Consider the following 16,548-nt stretch of genomic DNA (forward strand, 5'->3'; position numbering starts at 1 on the left):
TTGCCGACTGAATCTGTCGCCGGTCGATACGAGCTGATTGAGAAAATCAGCACCGGGGGAATGGGAACAGTCTGGCGAGCCTATGACTCCGTCCTCGATCGCGAGGTCGCCGTGAAGGTGATCCGTACGGACGTCATCACGTCTACACGCGACGCTAAGGAGCTTGCGGATCGCTTTCGGCGAGAGGCCCGCATCACCGCCCGAATCCGTCACCAGGGCGTCCCGCAGGTTTACGACGCGGTGCTTACCGAGCCCTATGACCAGCTCTATCTGGTCATGGAGTACATCCACGGCACCAGTCTCCGCACCTACATTCGCCCCGGCACTCTCCTGCCGGTGCCCTGGGCAGCCGCGATAGCCGCACAGATTGCTACCGTCCTGTCCCACGCCCATGCCGTCCCGGTCGTCCATCGCGACCTCAAACCGGACAACGTCCTGGTTACCGCAGACGGCACGGTCAAAGTGCTCGACTTCGGCATCGCCGCGATCCTACGGCCCGATGCTCCCCGACTGACCAGGCTCGGCATCCCGATGGGGACCAGCCGATACATGTCTCCTGAGCAGACCAGAGCGAGCCAGGTCACCCCGCAAAGCGACCTCTACGCGCTCGGATGCCTGCTCCATGAGTTGCTTTCCGGCCAGCCCGTGTTCCCCGGTCCGACCGAGGAACTCTTTTGGGAACAGCACCGGCAGACCCAGCCGCGGCCACTTCGCAAGCTACGACCCGATGTACCAGAGGATTTAGAGAAACTCGTGCTCGAGCTCCTGGCCAAGAGACCAGAGCAGCGCCCAGCCGACGCCTACGCGGTCTACAGCAGCCTGCTGCCGTTTCTACCGTCCCCAGGCTCGGCGGTACCGGAGGCGGGTCATGGTCTGGGCAACTGTCCAGACCCGACCTACATGTATCGGCGACCGAACGCTCCACGATCACCCGACGTTCCCGCTGACAGCCCCAGCTCTACGCTCGCCCCCAGCCCGGGTGTCGTGATCGACGCGAGGATGCAGGCCAGCATCACGGAGGTCAACCGCCAGGTCGAGGCTCTCCTCCGAGAGGAGCGCTTCATTCAGGCGGCGGATGCCCTTGAGTCACTCATCAGATCGATATCGGTGACGCTCGGCGCTCGACACCAACGCGTACTGGGTCTGCGGGCGAGGCGGGCGGCGATCCTTTTCGTAGGTGGCGACTATCGACGGTCTCTGCCGGAGTTCGATGATCTTGCAAACGTCTATGAAAGAAGTGAAGGGCCGGCGGGGACAAAGGTGATCATCTGCCGTCACCAAGCAGCCGCCTGCCGCGCGGAACTCGGCGACGTCACGCTCGCGCTCGGCCAGTATCGCGAGCTGCTGGATCTGGTCCACGACAAGGAGAGCGACACATCCGAGACTGCGAGGGAGATCCGCCGCAGTATCGGCGCTTTATTGGTTGTCAAGGGGGACGACCAGGAGGCTAGAGAAGTCCTCGCAGCGCTGTTGGAGGACCTGCTCCTCCTCTTGGGACCGGACGACCCTGAAACTCAAGAAGTTCAGGAGATGCTCCGTCGCCTGGACGAGGACTGACTGTCGGCCATGAAATCGGCGGTCTCGCGCCTGCGCTCGGGGCTGCGGCCACTGAGGGTCTGGCCGCGTGGCCGGAGTCGGGGATACGTCCCGGGGGTGGACGATTCTCTGGCCACGCGGCGGTCTATGCGCCGCTCTGCTCCAGGGCAGCAATTCGGCGCGCGAGGTCGTGCGCGGACGGAGCGGAGATCAAGAGCGGCTGTCGCATCCGGGGCATAGCCCACCACTGACGTGTCTGATTGCCGAACCAGCAGACCCAGGCACCGAACTTGGCGCCAAGTTCAACGAGTGCACGGGAGGGCTCGACCTCCGGTGACGTCCGAGCGACGGGCTGCTGCTCTGGCCAGCGGAACTCGGCCCACACGGTGCGGCCTCGCGCGTCCCCGTCGACACCCATCTGCTCGCTGAGGGCCGCCACAATCGCAAGTCCTCGGCCGCCTTCGAGGAGGTTCTCGGTCTGGGCGACCCGGATGGCCGGCTGCGTCGCGGCTCCTGCGTCCGCAACAGCGATGCGCAGCTCGTTGGTGCTGCGCTGCACGTGGACGACGAAGGTGCCGCCGTTTCCGGAGTGGGTGTGCATGATGGCGTTCGAGGCCAGCTCGGCCACGCAGGTGATGACGGCGTCGCGGTCCGGGCAGTCCGTCAGCAGGCCGCCGACATAACGGCGTACCTCCTGGAGTTGGCGCGCCTCGCCGCGAAAGGCGCGCTGGCACCAGCCAGGGGTCATTGCTGTCTCCTCGGGATGAAGGGCCAACCGCACTCCCGCTCGGTTGCCGAGGCCCAAGGAAATCTCATCCGCAGCGCCCTGACCAGGCGTTTCGCGTCCGCTGCAGGTTCAGAAAGTTCGCCGTGTTCATCGGTGAACATGACAGTGATGGGGTGATTGCAGCCTGTTATCCTGCGGGCCCCGTTGTCCTCCTCATCAGGAAAGGAAGGACGAAATGATCGGACTTGCGCGCCTGTACGCGGAGGCTGGCTTCGGCAAGCACGAAAGCTTTGCCGCGGCGGTCAACGCCCACCCGCTCGCCCGGGAGTCGGGGGTAAGCGTGAGCCGCGTGAGCATCGGGCGCTACCTGTCCGGGACGACCGTGCCGGACCTCGCGGTGGCCCGCGTCATCGTCGCCGTGCTCGCGGCCCGCCTGGGCCGACCGGTCACGCTGAACGACGTGTGGCCGGTGGCCTTCGCCCCGGCGGTCTCCGATCTCGCCCTGCGGTACGAGCGGTCTCTTCCCGTCACCGTTGAATGCGTCGCCGAGCTGCTGGCGTGCGAGGTGGACCATGCACGCGCCCGGGCCCTGGCCGCGTTGGACTTCGCCCCACCTGCTGTTTCCGAGGCCATCACCGGCTGGCGGTACGGCCTGGTCGACTCGGTGACCGGCAGGCAGACGGAAAGCCGGGATGTGACTCACCGCCAGGTTGCCCAGATCCGTGAGACGTGCGCATGGTTCTCCGGGCTCGACCACGCCCGAGGAGGCGGGCTGGTACGCAGCGCGGTGACAACCTACCTGCACGATCACGTGGCCCCTCTGCTGCGCGGCAGCTACACCGATGCCGTGGGCCGCTGCCTGTTCGCCGTAGCCGCCGAGATGCTGCAACTGGCCGGATGGATGGCCTACGACCTCGAACGGCACGGCCTGGCGCAGCGCTACTACATCCAGGCATTGCGCCTGGCAAAGGCGTCCGGCCTGGAGTCGCGGGGCTTCGACGCCTTCGTGCTGGTACGGCTCAGCCAGCAGGCACTCAACCGCGACCACGCCGACGAGGCCCTCTACCTCGCGCGTGCCGCCCACGACGACATCGCCCTGTCCGCCACGACGCCGGCCGTACGCGCGCTCGCCTACGCCGCAGAGGCTCGGGCGTGCGCCCGGCTGTACGAGAAGGGCGACGCCCACGCGGCCACGGCCTGCCGCCAGGCCCTCCTCGCGGCCGAACGCGAACTCGACACCGGCGATTCCGGCGGTGAGCCTGCATGGATCGGCTACTTCGACGCGCCCGAACTCGCGGCGGAGGTAGCGCACTCGCTGGTCGTGATCGGCGACACCACCGCTGCACTGCCTCATCTCGACGCAGCACTCACAGGCAAGAGCACCGACCGCGCCCGCGACAGACTGTTCTGCCAGCTCAACCTGGCTGCAGCCCATCTCAAGACCGGCGACCTCGACGCCGCCCTGGCCGTCGCGGAACAGGCCCTCCCCACCGCTGGAACCATTGCCTCCACCCGGGTCCGCAGCCGATTTCGGAGCTTCCGCCGATCGCTACCGGCCAAGGAGCCTCGCGTTGTCGCGTTCAATGAACGCATGCATGATGAATTGGCCGGAGTTGCGTAGAGCTCCGGGGACCAGACGACGAAGTGCCGTCTGGTGAGCCGGACAACACGGGGAGCGCCAACTCTCACGATGAGTACGCAGCCGGTCGACGCCCCCTACAGGACAGCCCTGGTAGACGCCTGTCGACAGGCCGGGCTCGATTGTGATGGTGCTCGGCTGCTGCGTGTTCACGCCAACGCGATCTACTACTTGCCCCGGGAGAACGCCGTCGCCCGCGTCCGCAACGCCTCGGCGCTGGAACGCATGCGCATCGCCGTCCAGACCGCCGCCTGGCTCGCCGAGCAGGGCTTTCCCACGCTAAGGCCACTCGACGTTACTCAGCCCGTGATCGTCGGCGCCCACCTGGTGACCTTCTGGGAGTACCTGCCGCCCCTCGACGGACGGTCGGCCGACGTCACTCATCTCGCCGGCCTGCTGCGCGTGCTGCACAGTCATCCGCTGCCTCCGTTGCCGCTTCCCTCTATTCGCCCGGTGGGGAGCACCGCAGCCGAGGCGAGGGTGTCCACCGTCCTGTCGGAGAGTGAGCGGAACTGGCTGGTCGCGCGTTGCGTGGAGTTGGAGGAGGGCTTCGCGCGGCTCGCGGCCACGCTGCCGTGGGGAATCGTGCACGGCGACGCCCACACCAACAACCTTCTCCCTCAGTACGAAGGCGGCTGGGTGCTCATCGACTGGGACTCCGTCGGCCTCGGCCCGCCCGCATACGACTTCATGCCCATCTACCTGCGCCCCCGCCGCTTCGGCTATCCGCAGTCCTTATGGCAGGACTTCTGTATGGCCTACGGAACCGACCCAGTGGAGGACAGCGACCTGAACCTGCTGGCACAGATCCGTGAGGTTCGCAGCCTGAGCGCCTTCATCCGCGGCGCCGAACACAACCCCGCCGCCCGCGCTGAGCTCTTCAATCGACTGTCCTCCCTCATGACAGGAGACAGCGCACGCAGGTGGAACGCCCTCTGATCCGGCGCGACCGACAGCGAACCTAAGCCCGTGGGGTCTGAAGCCTGACCGGCGGCTTTGAAGCCGTATTCATCCGGTCCAGAAGGGCTTGGGTTTCGGAGGAACACTGCACCCCGAGGGCATCGAGGCGGGCCTTCAGATGGCGAGCGCGCATGCGGGCTTCGTCAGTGCGGCCGAGGTCGATCAGGAGCCGGATGGCCGACCTGGCTGCGCTCTCCATGTCCGGGTCGAGAGCGCACGCCTGGTCGTAAACCTCCAGCGCGTGCTCGGTCCGCCCTGCGCGTTCGTGGAGCACTCCGAGCTGTAGGAGGGCCTTCACGCTGGTCACGGTCAGCGGCCAGCGGTGGTCCTGATCGAGCCAGTCGTACTTGAGGCCCTGGCACAGGCGTCCGCGACACAGGCTTGCGACCGCTTCCAGCGCGGCTGTCTTGGCCTCGTCATTCCCGGCGGTACGCGCGTCGGCGAGCGCACGGTGGAAGGCCCACAGGTCCACGTCGACGCGCTGCGCCTCGATGCGGTACGTCTTGCCGCTTCGTTCGACGAAACTGGCTTCCTTCTCGCCCAGGCCGGAGGCTCCGCGCAGCGCGGCACGCAGGTCCTTGAGGGCGGCGTGGAAACGGTACCCGGCCAGAGTTTCCTCCAGATCCGGCCAGAGATGCTCGCAGATCTCCTCGCGATCCAGGCCCTTGGGGTGGAGGGCCAGGAGGACGAACAGCTCCAGCGCTTTGGCGCGGCCGGAGATGTCCACCGGCGTGCCGTTCACCTCGATGACCGGTGCGCCAAGGATGGCGAACCGGACCGGCTGGGGTGCGGTGCTGGGTGGCGGGACCTCGAGTTCTGCCGGCTTCTCGGTTGGCTCGGCCGGCATGCCGTTCCCCACGGCGAGTGTGTGGAGCACTGTCGCCGCTGCATTGGTCGGCATGTGGAACAGCGTGACGTCGCGGAGTTCCTTCTCCAGGGTGCCGGTCGCCTCGGCCACTCGATGGTCCTGGTCGACCTTGCAGGTGGTTCCGGAAACCGATCGCCCTATCAGGACGGACCCGACGCCGAAGGTGGACCCCAAGCTCATGAGGGTGTCCAGGTAGGCATGGCCATCCGCAGCGCTGGCGGTCAACAGCAGCGCGGGCAGCGGCTCGCCCGGCTCGGCCTCGCGGAGCTGGGGAATGTCGTCGGTGTCGTGGTCGCGGAGTATGCGGCGGCGGGCGACGAACTGTTCCTCCAGGTGGTCGACGGCCTCGTCCAGAGTGGTGACCAGCCGGAGGCCTGGCAGGTGGCCGGTCAGCGTGGTGATGGTCTCGCCGAACCACCGTACGGCGTCCTGGGAGGGGATGACGATCTCGGCGCGGTGCTGGTCGGCCTGGGCGAGGAGGTCGAGCACGATCGCTCGTACGCAGTCGTCAGCTCCCGGACCAGTCAGCGCCAGATTGAGCCCGGAGAGTTCCAGGGAGACCGGATCCTCGCCGCGGACCCCGGCTTTGAGCATGAGCGGCGGGTCGATGGAGAACGCGGAGGTGACCAGTTCGATATCCTCTGGCGGGCCATCTTCCGATTCGGCGAAGCCGCGGCGGTGTGACTGCTCCAGCGCTCGTACGGCGGGCGCCTGCGGTTCGGGAGCAGGCACGCTGAGCGGCTCGTCGACGGCCGGGACGGGTAGGCGTCGCCGATGGCGGAGCCGGGCGGAGGCGAGCGCGACGGCCACGCCCGCGGCGAAGGAGATGGCCATCATGCCGCCTTCGGGCAGCACGACCACGCTGGAACAGACGGCCGATCTCCTTGGTTGCGGCGAGAAGTCCGCAGTGGGACGAGGTGAGGCGTCTTCGTGGTGAGCGGGTTGCCGCGTCGCCGATGTAGCTGTGGGAAGAAGCGAAGGGGCTCGATGGCGGGTCGGATCGGCCTTCCTGGTCTCCTGTTCGCGTTCGGGCAGGACGAGGTGCCATCCGGATTCCAGCACGTCAGGATCGGTCAGTCGGGCGCCGCCCGGCTGCAGGCGATCTCTGTTCAGCCTGAAGATCTCTTTGTATCGCTTGCCGTCGCCGAGGTGCTGTTCGGCGATCTCCCACAGACTCTCGCCCGGCCTGACGGTGTGGGTGCGTTGGGATGCGCGAGGTCCCTTCCTGGCGGCGTCGTCGGGCAGACGTAGGGTCCATCCGGGTCTCAGCCAGTCTCCTCGGGTGAAGGTCTGCCCGTCGTCCATGGTGCGTCCCTGGTTCAGCGCGACGATCTCCCGGTAGCGCATCGGGTCTCCGAGTTGCTTGTCGGCGATTGTCCAGAGCGTGTCTCTCGGCTGGACCACGTAGGTCGCGTACGGCTTGGCCGACTCAGAGGTCTTCGGCTCGGCCGCCGTCAGGTGGTGCTGAGGCAAGGCCGCCGGTGCGACTGCCACCGCTGCTGCCGGAATGGTTCCGCGGGATGCGGCAACCGGAGCTGTGGTCGCCACAGTGATCGTGGTGATCAGGTAAGCCGCCAGCCGCTGGAACGGCATGCGCACCCTCCCGCGCCTGGCGCGGGCCGTTGCCACCAACTCGGCGATCACTGCCCCGGCGAACAGGGTCCAGCACGTCCATACGGTCGCAAGCAGGAGCGTTTTGATCACAACGGGTTCGGCGGGTGTGGCCAGGTCGTCGAGAGTGGGAAGGTCTACCGGCCAGAAGAAGGTCAGCAGGATGGCGGGGATTCCGGCGAGCAGTCCAGTGAGCACCGCGACCGCCGCCGCCTTGGCGAGGATGGGGTGACGCAGCCCGTACATCGTCATGATCGTCCTTGCTCGATGCCCTGGAACATGCGCGCTGAGGCGCTGGCTGTGGCGGTCACGCTGCCGATGCCGATCAGAGAAATCAGCACGGTCGGCCGGGACACCGTGACGGTCACCTGGACCGTGCGGTTGCCGGATAGGGAGGCGTTGCCCGAGTGCCCGCTGGAGGACAGGTAGGCCCGAGCGGCGGCCAACGCCCTGGAAGCGTCGATCTCGAATCGGCCGCCGGCGTAGGCATGGTCGATGTCCACCTGTCCAGCTCCGGCGCGGGCGGCCTCCTCGGCCACGGCGTAGGCCTCTCGGTATGCCTGGATCTTGGCTCCGCCGTCCACGACGAGTCCGGCGCAGATCAGCAGCGCCAGGCCGAGCACCGCGGTGAACGCGGTGACGGAGCCTCGCTCCTCAATCCGTGTCACGGCTGTCCGCTCCTTGCGCGGTGCGGGTCGATCGGGCTGCTGAAGCTGCTGGTCAGGCGCTTGGATCCGGGAACTCCGGGCACGGCGAGGTCGGCCAGGTCCACGTCACACGTGACACGAGCGACCACGACAGCAGGCCTCCCCAGCGGAGTGGAGAACCCTGTCGTGTCGACTGTCACCGACGGCGAGCACGCCAGCCCTTCACGATCGAGCGCCGCCCGCGCACTGGACAGAGCGGCCGATCGTGCCGCGGCTGGATCGCGGGCGATGGAAGCCTGCCGGGCCGCGTCCCGCGCCGCGGCGTCGATGGCACCGTGGGCGAGCGTGACGCGGCCCAGTCCGACCACCATCAACAGCACAGCAACCAGAGCAGGCGCGATGATCGCCGTCTCCAAGGCCATCGAGCCGCGCTCACGCAGTTCTGTCATCCGGATGTCCACTTCTCCACCGGAGCCCGGGCGACCTGCTCGACATCGAGGGGCAACAGCGGAATCAGGCTGATCGCCTGGCCGCTGACCGCCACGCTGAGGCTGTCCGCGGTGCGCTCGACGCTGACCTTCGCGGAGGTGAGGAACGACCCGCCGACCTGCCGAATGAAGCGTTCGGCTGTCGCCTGCCCGGCGGAAAGGCTGGAGCCGTACGCGCGCCCGGCTCGCAGTCCTTCCTGCGCCGCCGCCAACGCGAGGTTCCGGGCGTGGAACCACAACGCGGCGTTGATTGTGAGCAGGACCAGCAGGAGGAGCGCGGGATAGACCAGCGCGGCCTCCAGCGTCGCTGATCCTCGCTCACGCCCGCTCATTTGATCTTGGCGAGCTGTTCGTTGACGACGGACGTGATTTTCGCGCCTACGGCGATGGCCAGCAGGAACACCACGGCTGCGATGATCACCCATTCGACCGTCGAACCACCGCGTTCAGGGTTCGCGCCGCGCCGCTGCGCGTACCGATTGATAACCAGCGACATCCGCTCCAGCTGTACGGCCAGCGCGAGCATGGCTCTGTAGATCATCTGTGGGTACCTCCGAAAGGGTCAGCCGCCGGTCATCCGCGCAAAGGCGGGATAGCCAAGCAGCAGCAGGAACCCGAGGACCGACAGGGCCATCGGGACGGTCATGGTCTCGGTGCGGGACTTGGCCTTGGACACCTCGGCGGACAGTTCGACCTCGCGCAGGGATTGGGCCTTGGCCATGAGGGTGTCGAGGATGCCGGCGCCGTGAGTTCCGGCGAGCCGGGCGATGGCGGCCAGGTCGGCGAGCTCGGGAACGCGGATCTCCTCGGACAGCCGGGTGAGCTCATCCCATGCGCTCGCGGTGGCCCGGCGTGCGGGGTCCAGCGCGAGGCACAACCGCTGGAAGGTCCACCCTCCACCGACCTTGGCGGCCGACTCCAGCGCCTCAGCCGGGCCCGATCCGGCTGCGCGAGCGAGCGCCACCAGATCCAGGTACGCCACGATGGCCTGCCGGAATGCCGCCCGCGCCTCAGCGGCCTGACCGCGTATCGAGGCGTCGGGGGCGAAGAACGCCGCGACGGCGAAGGCCAGGCATGCTCCCCATGAGACCGGCCAGGGAAGGGCGACGCCGAGCAGTGAACACCACGCCCAGAAGACGACCGGACCAGCCGCCCCGAGCCCGATCATCGCGCCCTTCTGGGTGAGGTAGTCATCGGCCGTCCTGCCGAGCACTGCCAAATCCGCCTGCGGGAGCCGCGCGGCGATTACCGTTCCGGACAGTCTTCGCGCCATGCGCGACCGCCAGTCCCCGTCCGGCTCGCTGCGGCTCCCACCCGGCCTGAGCCGTTCCATCGCCGGTGCGAGCGCGGGCGGAGCGGGGAAGACCGCCACGATGGCGAGGGCTCCGCCGAGGCCGATCAATGCGCCGCAGGTCAGAAGCAGCGCTATCACGATGGATCACCTGTGGGGTTGAGGAAGCGATGTCCCTTCGGCGCCCTGGTCAGGCGGTGCAGCCACATGAAGGCACCCGCGTACAACGCGATCACGATGCCGAGAACCAGCTGGCCGCCGACCGTTCCGAACGGGGCGACATAGGCCCGGTTGACCAGCGCGAAGGCGGTGTATCCGAGCAGCGCGCCGATGACCCATCGGGCGGTCGTGCGATGGGTGGCGCGCTCGGCGTCGATCTCCCGCCGTGCGGCCACGTCCTTGGCCACCGTACGGGCAAGGCCCTGGAGGACCTCACGCAGTCCCTTGCCGCGGGCACGGCAGGCCAGGATCAGTGCTGCGGCGATCACATCCCCGGTCGGGTCGTTCAGGTCATCGGCGAACGCTCGCAAGGCCTGCTCGGTCGGGGTGCGATAGGCGAGCCGCCGTGCCAGCGCCCGCACCTCGGCGGCGATCGCCGGTGGCGGGTTGTCCGCGCTGGACTGCAACGCTTCCTCAATGCCCGCACTGCCGCCCAGCACGTCGGCCAGATGACGGGTCCACGTCTGAAGCGCCTCCAGGCGCTCGATCCGCCGCCCGCTGTCGCGGGCGCTGAGCATCCGCGGCAGCGTCACAGTGCCCACCGCAGCCCCGAGGGCAGCGACCGGCCAGCCCGTAAGCCACCACGTCAGCATGAGAACTCCCGCAGCCACGGTCGCGGGAATCGCCGGTATCCGCGGCAGCCGCTGTGCCGGGCGCGGAGGCCGTACCGGGGCTCGGCGCACACTCACGATGGCGAGCAGAGGTCCCGCGACGAGCGCCGCGCCGGCCAGCGCGGCGAGCCAGCCGGTCATGCGTACCCTCGATCCCAGGCACGAGCCGCGAACAGGTCCGGGTCGAACCCCGCCGCCACCAGTTCCTCCATGCACTGCGGGATCGTGTTCGGTACGGCCCGCCCGTCCGGCCCCGGGACATAGACGTGGTTGACCGCCGGTTCCAGTCCGTCTCCGGGCGGCAGCACCTCATTCACCTCGGCGATGTAGCGGCGGTTGATCATGCCGTCGATGTCGTGACGGAGTTCGTGCCGCAGGTGGACGACGAAGTCAACGGCCATGCCGATCGTGCGGAACAGTGTGCCCGGCGCGATGGAAAGGCCACCCGATCCGGCGAGGATCAGCATCCGGGCGAACACCTGGTCGGCCGAGTCAGCATGCATCGTGCAGATGGAGCCGGAGCCGCCGGTGTTCATCGCCTCCAGCATCGGCACCAGCTCGTCACCGCGAACCTCGCCGACGATGATCCGGCGCGCGTTGAACCGAAGCGCGTCCTCGATGAGCTGGCGCATCGTGATCGCGCCCAAGCCTTCGGTATTGCCCTCCCTGGCCTCCATCGCGAGCACGTCTCGGTGCCGGTCGGTCTGCAGGTGGAGGAAGAGCTCGTACTCCTTCTCCACAGTGGCGATCCGCTCGTCCGGGTCGATCTCGGCGGCCAGTGCCCGGGCGAAGGTGGTCTTGCCGTCGCCCATCCCACCCGTGATCACGATGTCCTTGTGGGCGCGTACGGCAGCGGCGAGGAACGCGCGAAGCCCCTTGTCCACGGTGCCGTTCACCATCAGGTCGTCCAGGTCGGCCTCGAGCAGGCCGTGTCTGCGGATGGACAGGCACGGTCGTGGCGTGACTCCCATCAGCGCGGCGATGCGGGTCCGGTGCCCGACGGACAGGTGAAGACGCGGCCGGGCGATCGAGAAATCCCGGGCGGTCTGTCCCTGGTAGGCGGCCCACCGGCGGACGTTGCCCACCAGCTCCTCATCACTGTCGGCGATCGGTGGTCCGAGCACCTTGCGGCCGTCCTGGTAAGTAATCCACACCTGGTCACAGCCGTTGACGTCGATGTTCTCCACCTCGGGGTCGTCGACGAACGGCTGCAGACGCCCCAGCGCGAAGATCTCGTTGTAGACCGCTTCCGCGAGCCGGCGCTCCTCCTGCAGCGTCGGCGCATCCCTGCCGGCCAGCGCCCTACTGTCCACGTGCTCGCGGACCAGGTCGGTGATGACTGCTCTCGCGTACTCGCGTACGGCCTCGTCCCCGGTGACCGCTGCGGCATCAAGCGCTTGCGTGACCATGGGCAGGACCTCGCGCACCGCCTGCTGGACGTCGAAGCTCACGGGACTGTCACCTCGTTGCGTATGGGTTCCTCAGAGAGGTGATCGGCCAGGGAACGAGCGGCCCGAATCAGTGGAGAACGGGGGACGTATCGCTCGTTGCCGATGCCATGCGACAACACCGTGGCGGCCCGCGGATCGTGGGGAAGGTGGTCGACCACCTCCACGCCGAGCGTCTTCGCCACCTCCTTGCGGCCGTACGGCCCGGCCCCGGCGAGCAGAGCCCGCGCAGCGGACCGACGACCGCGCAGGGCTCGAATCTCAGTGAGGCGGGGAGCCAGCGCGGACAGGTCCACGAGCGTGGGACGTGCGACCACGAGCACCTGGTCCGCGTCGACGAGCAGCGGGGTAGGCGTGTCCGAGCCGCCGACGCGTCCGACGTCGGCGATCACATCCCCGGGCGTCGCGGTAAAGGTCTTGGTGATGTCCACCCAGAGTTGCCGGACCGAGGCCACCTGAGCAGGGTCGGCGAGACCTGGCAGGATCCGGCGGGACGCGGCACCCGCCAGATGCAGGACCTGCTCGCGAAGCGTGGCGCCGGGGTCAGCACCGCGGCGGAGTTGGACCGCCCACTCGCCCAGGCCGCGTTCCTGCGGTTGGCCGACCAGATATCCGGACAGGAGGCTGCCACCGGCAGGATCGCACTCGGCGAACAGAACCTCACGCGGCCAGGCCAGCGTGAGAGCGAGTCCGGTCGTCGTGACGCCCGGACTGTGGCCGCCCGAGCACAAGACGGTCAGCATCTATGTTCACCTCGCCCGCGACTGGAGGATGAGCGCGATCTTCCCGTCTGCGGCCTGACGTGCCAGTGCACTGCCCTCGCCGGCCGGGACGACGAGGTCGACCACGATGAGCCCGTCAGCGTCGGGCTCGCCGACACGGTCGACCCGAGCCTGGTGATCAGCCGGGGCGCCCTGCCCGTTCGAGATGGCGGGCACCACGGCGGCGGCCACGACTCGATCACCGGGCTGGATTCCTCTGGCAGGCAGTTGGCTGGGCTTGAGCGCCACCGGCACGACGACCTGTCCTGGTGCCGGAACGAGTGTCCCGGTCAGGTGCGCGGGTGCCAGCAGGCTGCCGGCCTTCAGGTCCACAGCGGCGCGTCTGCCGATGACCGCGCTCTTGTCGGTGGCCTCCACGGCCCGTACTCCCGAGTCCAGGCCGAGCGCGACCGTCCGAAGGTCCTGTGCTTGCAACTGCTCGCCGATGGGAACGTCGCGCGCCATGACGAGAACCGGCGTCCGGTGCCCAGCGATGCCGTACACCTGCCAGGAGATCAGCGCGCCGAGAGCGGTCAGCGCGACGCTCACCGCAAGCATCACCGGACTGCGCCTGCTCGGTAGCGGGCGCACGGGTGTATTGGCCCGGCCCGCTTCCCTGCTCGGCATGGAGCGCTGGAGCATACGGCTATCCCTTCGTGACGAGCGCCTGAGCTTCGATGACGCGGATCGGGAAGGTGACGGACTTCGTGATGGGCGGCAGCGTGCCGCCTGTGCCACCCGAGCCGCGCCAGGTGCCGCTCCAGGTCACTGACACGGTCGCCCGGTAGGCACTTGCCGGATGCTGGTACGTGTGCGAACAGGTGGAGCTCTGCTGCTCGGCAGGCCGAGTGGTGTCGTACGCGGCTCCAGGCCCGTCGCAGGTGAGCGTCTCGCCGTCGCCGGTACTGATGGTCATCCGCTCGGGAGTGGCGGTGGCCGCGGCCCAGACGGTGCCCATGTGCAGCCTCTTTGACTTGGGCGCCCACTGCCCGTCGGCTAGGAAGAACCACTGCGGGAGCCCGACCAGCCCGTTCTGTCCGCGTGGCGGAGCGGTGAGCACTGTCGGCGGCGCGATCGGGATCAATTTGTACGCGCGACGAGCGAGCTGCTCAGGGGTTACCGCATCACGTCGTTTCTTGATCCAGACAACGTCTCGATAGCCATCGGAGCACTCGACCAGGTAGTAGGCGCCCTTGCCGGTCGGCTCGCTGCTCAGGTTGCTGCCGGGATCGACGAACTCCAGACCACCGTTCTCCCGCCCGTCAGCGAACCACGGCTGGTAAGTACATCTGACCTTCGATCCCTTGCCAGCGGGAGTCGCTGACCCGGGACGGGGCAGACGCTTGGCCGAAATGATGTAGCCCGTGTAGTCGCTCGACACACCGACGCCATCTCCGTCCCCGTCTCCGAGTGGGGAAATGGCAAGTCCGGCGACAAGGACATAAGTCATTCCGTAGGCGAACAAGGCTCTTTCACCTGCTCTACCTTTGACACTCGCCATGCGCCATCCGTCCCCTTCGCGAGGGTGGCGACAAGATGAATGCGACTCGTTCCATGCGTGAGGCGTTTGCCTGTCCGATCGTCTGCCTGACCGCCTTTCCGGGCGTCTTGGCAGTCGTGGAGGGTGGCGCGATCTCTATCGATCCGTACGTCGAACGGGTGATGTTCGGGATTTCCCCATGTCACACGGTGCGTGGCGCGGAGCGCGGCGATTCCTCGCAACATCCGGCTCAGGAGAGGCTGAGTGGCTACCTGTTCAAGGATCGCCTTGCGCTCTGCTGGGTAAGCCCGCTCGGCGCGTTGGCCGGCGGGGTAGAGGTCGCGGTATGCGGCAAGAACGGCCTCCTCGCTCGTGGTGGCCGTCGGGGTGGGCGAGGGCGGCGTCATGGTACGCATTGGTTCTGGAGCGGTGCCGCCGGACTGGCAGGCGGCCAGGGCGCTTGCTGTGACGACGAACATCGCCACCAAGGGCAAGGCTCGTTTTGGGCATCGCGAAACAACCCTCACCGGCCAGCACCTTCACCATAGAAATTGGTCCACTACAAGCAGTCGCCAGATTAGAGTAGTGGCCCAAGTGCGGCGCCTAACGGTCTGGTCATTCAATCATTACCAGCGATTTATCAAGACGGCTAAACCCTTATGGCGGTTGTCTTCTTGCGGCGCGAGAGTCGAGCCCAAATCGTCGGAAACTAAGTAATTCCCCCCCCTAATGGGTGCTTGTTCTGTATAGCGCCCTAAATGGGATCAGGAGTTCCGCGAACGTCGCGAACTGCAGCCTTGAGAGCGGCAAGGCATAAACCGCCATGAGTGCAGCTACCGACTTGCCAACAGTCCGGCCATCGCTGTCCGCAGCGGCTACTTACTGCGCCCGCTGGCCCACGACGTACTGGCTGTGGCGCTTGCCGACCGCGACGGCGGCGTTAACCTACGAGCCCGCGCCTGGATCCGGCTACGGGAGCAGGCGGATGAGGCCGTCCTCCAGGTAAGCGGTCTGGCCGGCGTCTGCCGCCACGATGGCCGCGTTCATCCTCCGCGCCAGGCCTGGCGGCAAGAGCTTGTTCAGGTCAGTGGGAGGAGCGAATACGTATTCGTCGAGTTCCTCGGGCTGCAGGCGGAGCCCTGCAATTTGGGAGTCAGTGAGCACGCCTGCATTGAAGACGAACATCAGCCCGGCGTCCCAGGGCGGTGCCGGTGGCACCCAGTCGACACATGCGAGCTGAACCATCGGCGGCGCGATGCCCAACTCCTCCTGCAGCTCACGGAGCAGGGCACTGACGGGGACTCCCCTGCCTCGACCATCCCGCCGGGGATGTCCCATCCGTCCTTGTAGACCGGGTGCACGACAAGCACCCGCCCCTCGTTGTCTCGGAGCAATGCGCCTGCCGTAGCACGAAGGCGGGGTACGGAGGCGACGAAGGCCAGGTATGACGCGGAGTCGCTCATTGCGGCTCCGACACTATGAGCCGCGCACGGCCTGGCGCCGGTATATGTCCAAACCTCACGCGCAGGCAGCTCGTACACCACTGGGCGGGACGTCACCGGCCAGGCAGGAAAGACGGCGGGTCACCCACGGACTGTTCGTACCCTGAGCCGGTGCGTACCGGCTCTCTCGATACCCGTTTGATCGTTCTCCGCGGGAACTCCGGCTCTGGGAAGACTAGCGTCGCCCGGGCCGTGCGGGCCGCCTATGGCCGTGGCCTGGCTTTGGTCGGTCAAGACGTCGTACGGCGGGAGCTGCTGCGGGAGCGGGACGTACATGGCGGTGTGAACATCGGCCTCATCGACACGATCGTCCGGTACTCTCTTGATCACGGGTATCACGTCCTGCTCCAAGGCATCCTCACCGCCAGCCGGTACGGGGCGATGCTGCAGTCCCTACGCCGTGACCACGCCGGGACCACGCCTTCTTCTACCTGGACGTGTCCTTTCCCGAGACACTCCGGCGGCATGACAGCCGCCCCCAGCGGTCGGAGTTCACCCCAGACCAGATGCGGGAGTGGTACCGCGAGCGCGACCTGCTCCCGGACGGGTACGAGACGGTCATCGGCGAGGACAGTCCGCTGGAAGCGTCGGTGCGGCAGGTGCTGTGCCAAGCTCGTCGCCGACACCGATCCGGCCGTGGCTGGCCCGTCCTCCTACGGACGGTGATCGAGATCGGTGTCAGCAAACTCCCCTCGCGCCCCCTGGTGGCCGACCGCGACGAGTTCTCGCCGAGACCGTCGCCGCTTCGAACCGCCTGAAG

18 protein-coding genes are annotated in these 16,548 nt (G+C 67.5%); 4 read left to right on the plus strand and 14 right to left on the minus strand.

Annotation, left to right across the window (positions count from 1 at the left end; translation table 11 throughout):
* Positions 1 to 1,557 carry a serine/threonine-protein kinase gene (locus FH610_RS09465; protein WP_139573909.1) on the plus strand — a complete coding sequence of 519 codons (1,557 nt, stop codon included), beginning with the start codon at positions 1 to 3 and terminating at the stop codon, positions 1,555 to 1,557.
* A 124-nt stretch (positions 1,558 to 1,681) separates the two neighbouring features.
* On the opposite strand, the gene FH610_RS09470 is transcribed toward FH610_RS09465, so the two are convergent.
* Complete coding sequence (locus tag FH610_RS09470; protein WP_139573911.1) at positions 1,682 to 2,284, minus strand: ATP-binding protein; 603 nt, start codon at positions 2,282 to 2,284, stop codon at positions 1,682 to 1,684.
* 214 nt (positions 2,285 to 2,498) lie between these two features.
* Between FH610_RS09470 and FH610_RS09475 the strand changes: the two genes are divergently transcribed.
* Both FH610_RS09475 and FH610_RS09480 read left to right on the plus strand, forming a co-directional pair.
* Positions 2,499 to 3,884 (plus strand): NsdA family TPR-like regulatory protein, encoded by a 1,386-nt coding sequence (locus FH610_RS09475; RefSeq protein ID WP_139573913.1) that lies wholly within the window; start codon positions 2,499 to 2,501, stop codon positions 3,882 to 3,884.
* Positions 3,885 to 3,953: 69 nt separating this feature from the next.
* On the plus strand, positions 3,954 to 4,841 hold the full coding sequence (locus FH610_RS09480) for an aminoglycoside phosphotransferase family protein (protein ID WP_139573915.1): 888 nt from the start codon (positions 3,954 to 3,956) through the stop codon (positions 4,839 to 4,841).
* Between the two features lie 22 nt (positions 4,842 to 4,863).
* On the opposite strand, the gene FH610_RS09485 is transcribed toward FH610_RS09480, so the two are convergent.
* The 13 genes from FH610_RS09485 to FH610_RS45840 form a co-directional block, all read right to left on the minus strand.
* Positions 4,864 to 7,593: a LysM peptidoglycan-binding domain-containing protein gene (locus FH610_RS09485; protein WP_139573917.1), complete on the minus strand. Its 2,730-nt coding sequence runs from the start codon at positions 7,591 to 7,593 to the stop codon at positions 4,864 to 4,866.
* Positions 7,590 to 8,009 carry a pilus assembly protein TadG-related protein gene (locus FH610_RS09490; protein ID WP_161627954.1) on the minus strand — a complete coding sequence of 140 codons (420 nt, stop codon included), beginning with the start codon at positions 8,007 to 8,009 and terminating at the stop codon, positions 7,590 to 7,592. Before FH610_RS09490 ends, FH610_RS09485 begins: the two co-directional genes overlap by 4 nt.
* Entirely contained in the window at positions 8,006 to 8,449 is a 444-nt protein-coding gene (locus FH610_RS09495; RefSeq protein ID WP_240808857.1) for a TadE/TadG family type IV pilus assembly protein, read from the minus strand. The genes FH610_RS09490 and FH610_RS09495 overlap by 4 nt, the downstream gene beginning before the upstream one ends.
* The gene (locus FH610_RS09500) at positions 8,434 to 8,808 is read right to left on the minus strand and encodes a TadE/TadG family type IV pilus assembly protein (RefSeq protein WP_161627955.1); all 375 of its coding nucleotides are present in this window, start codon (positions 8,806 to 8,808) and stop codon (positions 8,434 to 8,436) included. The genes FH610_RS09495 and FH610_RS09500 overlap by 16 nt, the downstream gene beginning before the upstream one ends.
* Positions 8,805 to 9,017: a hypothetical protein gene (locus FH610_RS42790; RefSeq protein ID WP_161627956.1), complete on the minus strand. Its 213-nt coding sequence runs from the start codon at positions 9,015 to 9,017 to the stop codon at positions 8,805 to 8,807. Before FH610_RS42790 ends, FH610_RS09500 begins: the two co-directional genes overlap by 4 nt.
* 21 nt (positions 9,018 to 9,038) lie before the next feature.
* Positions 9,039 to 9,908, minus strand: coding sequence for a type II secretion system F family protein (locus FH610_RS09505; RefSeq protein WP_139573921.1), 870 nt, complete (start codon positions 9,906 to 9,908; stop codon positions 9,039 to 9,041).
* Positions 9,905 to 10,738, minus strand: coding sequence for a type II secretion system F family protein (locus FH610_RS09510; RefSeq protein ID WP_139573923.1), 834 nt, complete (start codon positions 10,736 to 10,738; stop codon positions 9,905 to 9,907). Before FH610_RS09510 ends, FH610_RS09505 begins: the two co-directional genes overlap by 4 nt.
* Positions 10,735 to 12,048 (minus strand): TadA family conjugal transfer-associated ATPase, encoded by a 1,314-nt coding sequence (locus FH610_RS09515; protein WP_139573924.1) that lies wholly within the window; start codon positions 12,046 to 12,048, stop codon positions 10,735 to 10,737. The genes FH610_RS09510 and FH610_RS09515 overlap by 4 nt, the downstream gene beginning before the upstream one ends.
* Positions 12,045 to 12,788, minus strand: a complete 744-nt coding sequence (locus FH610_RS09520) for a CpaE/TadZ family protein (RefSeq protein WP_139573926.1) — start codon at positions 12,786 to 12,788, stop codon at positions 12,045 to 12,047. The genes FH610_RS09515 and FH610_RS09520 overlap by 4 nt, the downstream gene beginning before the upstream one ends.
* Positions 12,789 to 12,794: 6 nt before the next feature.
* Positions 12,795 to 13,364, minus strand: a complete 570-nt coding sequence (locus FH610_RS09525) for an SAF domain-containing protein (RefSeq protein ID WP_205825648.1) — start codon at positions 13,362 to 13,364, stop codon at positions 12,795 to 12,797.
* An 88-nt stretch (positions 13,365 to 13,452) separates the two neighbouring features.
* A complete protein-coding gene (locus FH610_RS09530; protein WP_139573930.1) occupies positions 13,453 to 14,187 on the minus strand; it encodes a hypothetical protein in 735 nt (244 codons plus the stop codon).
* Positions 14,188 to 15,255: 1,068 nt separating this feature from the next.
* Positions 15,256 to 15,549 carry an NUDIX hydrolase gene (locus tag FH610_RS45835; protein WP_205825649.1) on the minus strand — a complete coding sequence of 98 codons (294 nt, stop codon included), beginning with the start codon at positions 15,547 to 15,549 and terminating at the stop codon, positions 15,256 to 15,258.
* Positions 15,471 to 15,749: an NUDIX domain-containing protein gene (locus FH610_RS45840; protein WP_476703413.1), complete on the minus strand. Its 279-nt coding sequence runs from the start codon at positions 15,747 to 15,749 to the stop codon at positions 15,471 to 15,473. The genes FH610_RS45835 and FH610_RS45840 overlap by 79 nt, the downstream gene beginning before the upstream one ends.
* Before the next feature lie 545 nt (positions 15,750 to 16,294).
* On the opposite strand from FH610_RS45840, the gene FH610_RS43595 reads away from it, so the two are divergent.
* A complete protein-coding gene (locus tag FH610_RS43595) occupies positions 16,295 to 16,546 on the plus strand; it encodes a hypothetical protein (protein ID WP_205825651.1) in 252 nt (83 codons plus the stop codon).
* Positions 16,547 to 16,548: the final 2 nt, after the last annotated feature.

It is taken from the genome of Microbispora catharanthi, from assembly GCF_006334915.2.
Taxonomy (GTDB): domain Bacteria; phylum Actinomycetota; class Actinomycetes; order Streptosporangiales; family Streptosporangiaceae; genus Microbispora; species Microbispora catharanthi.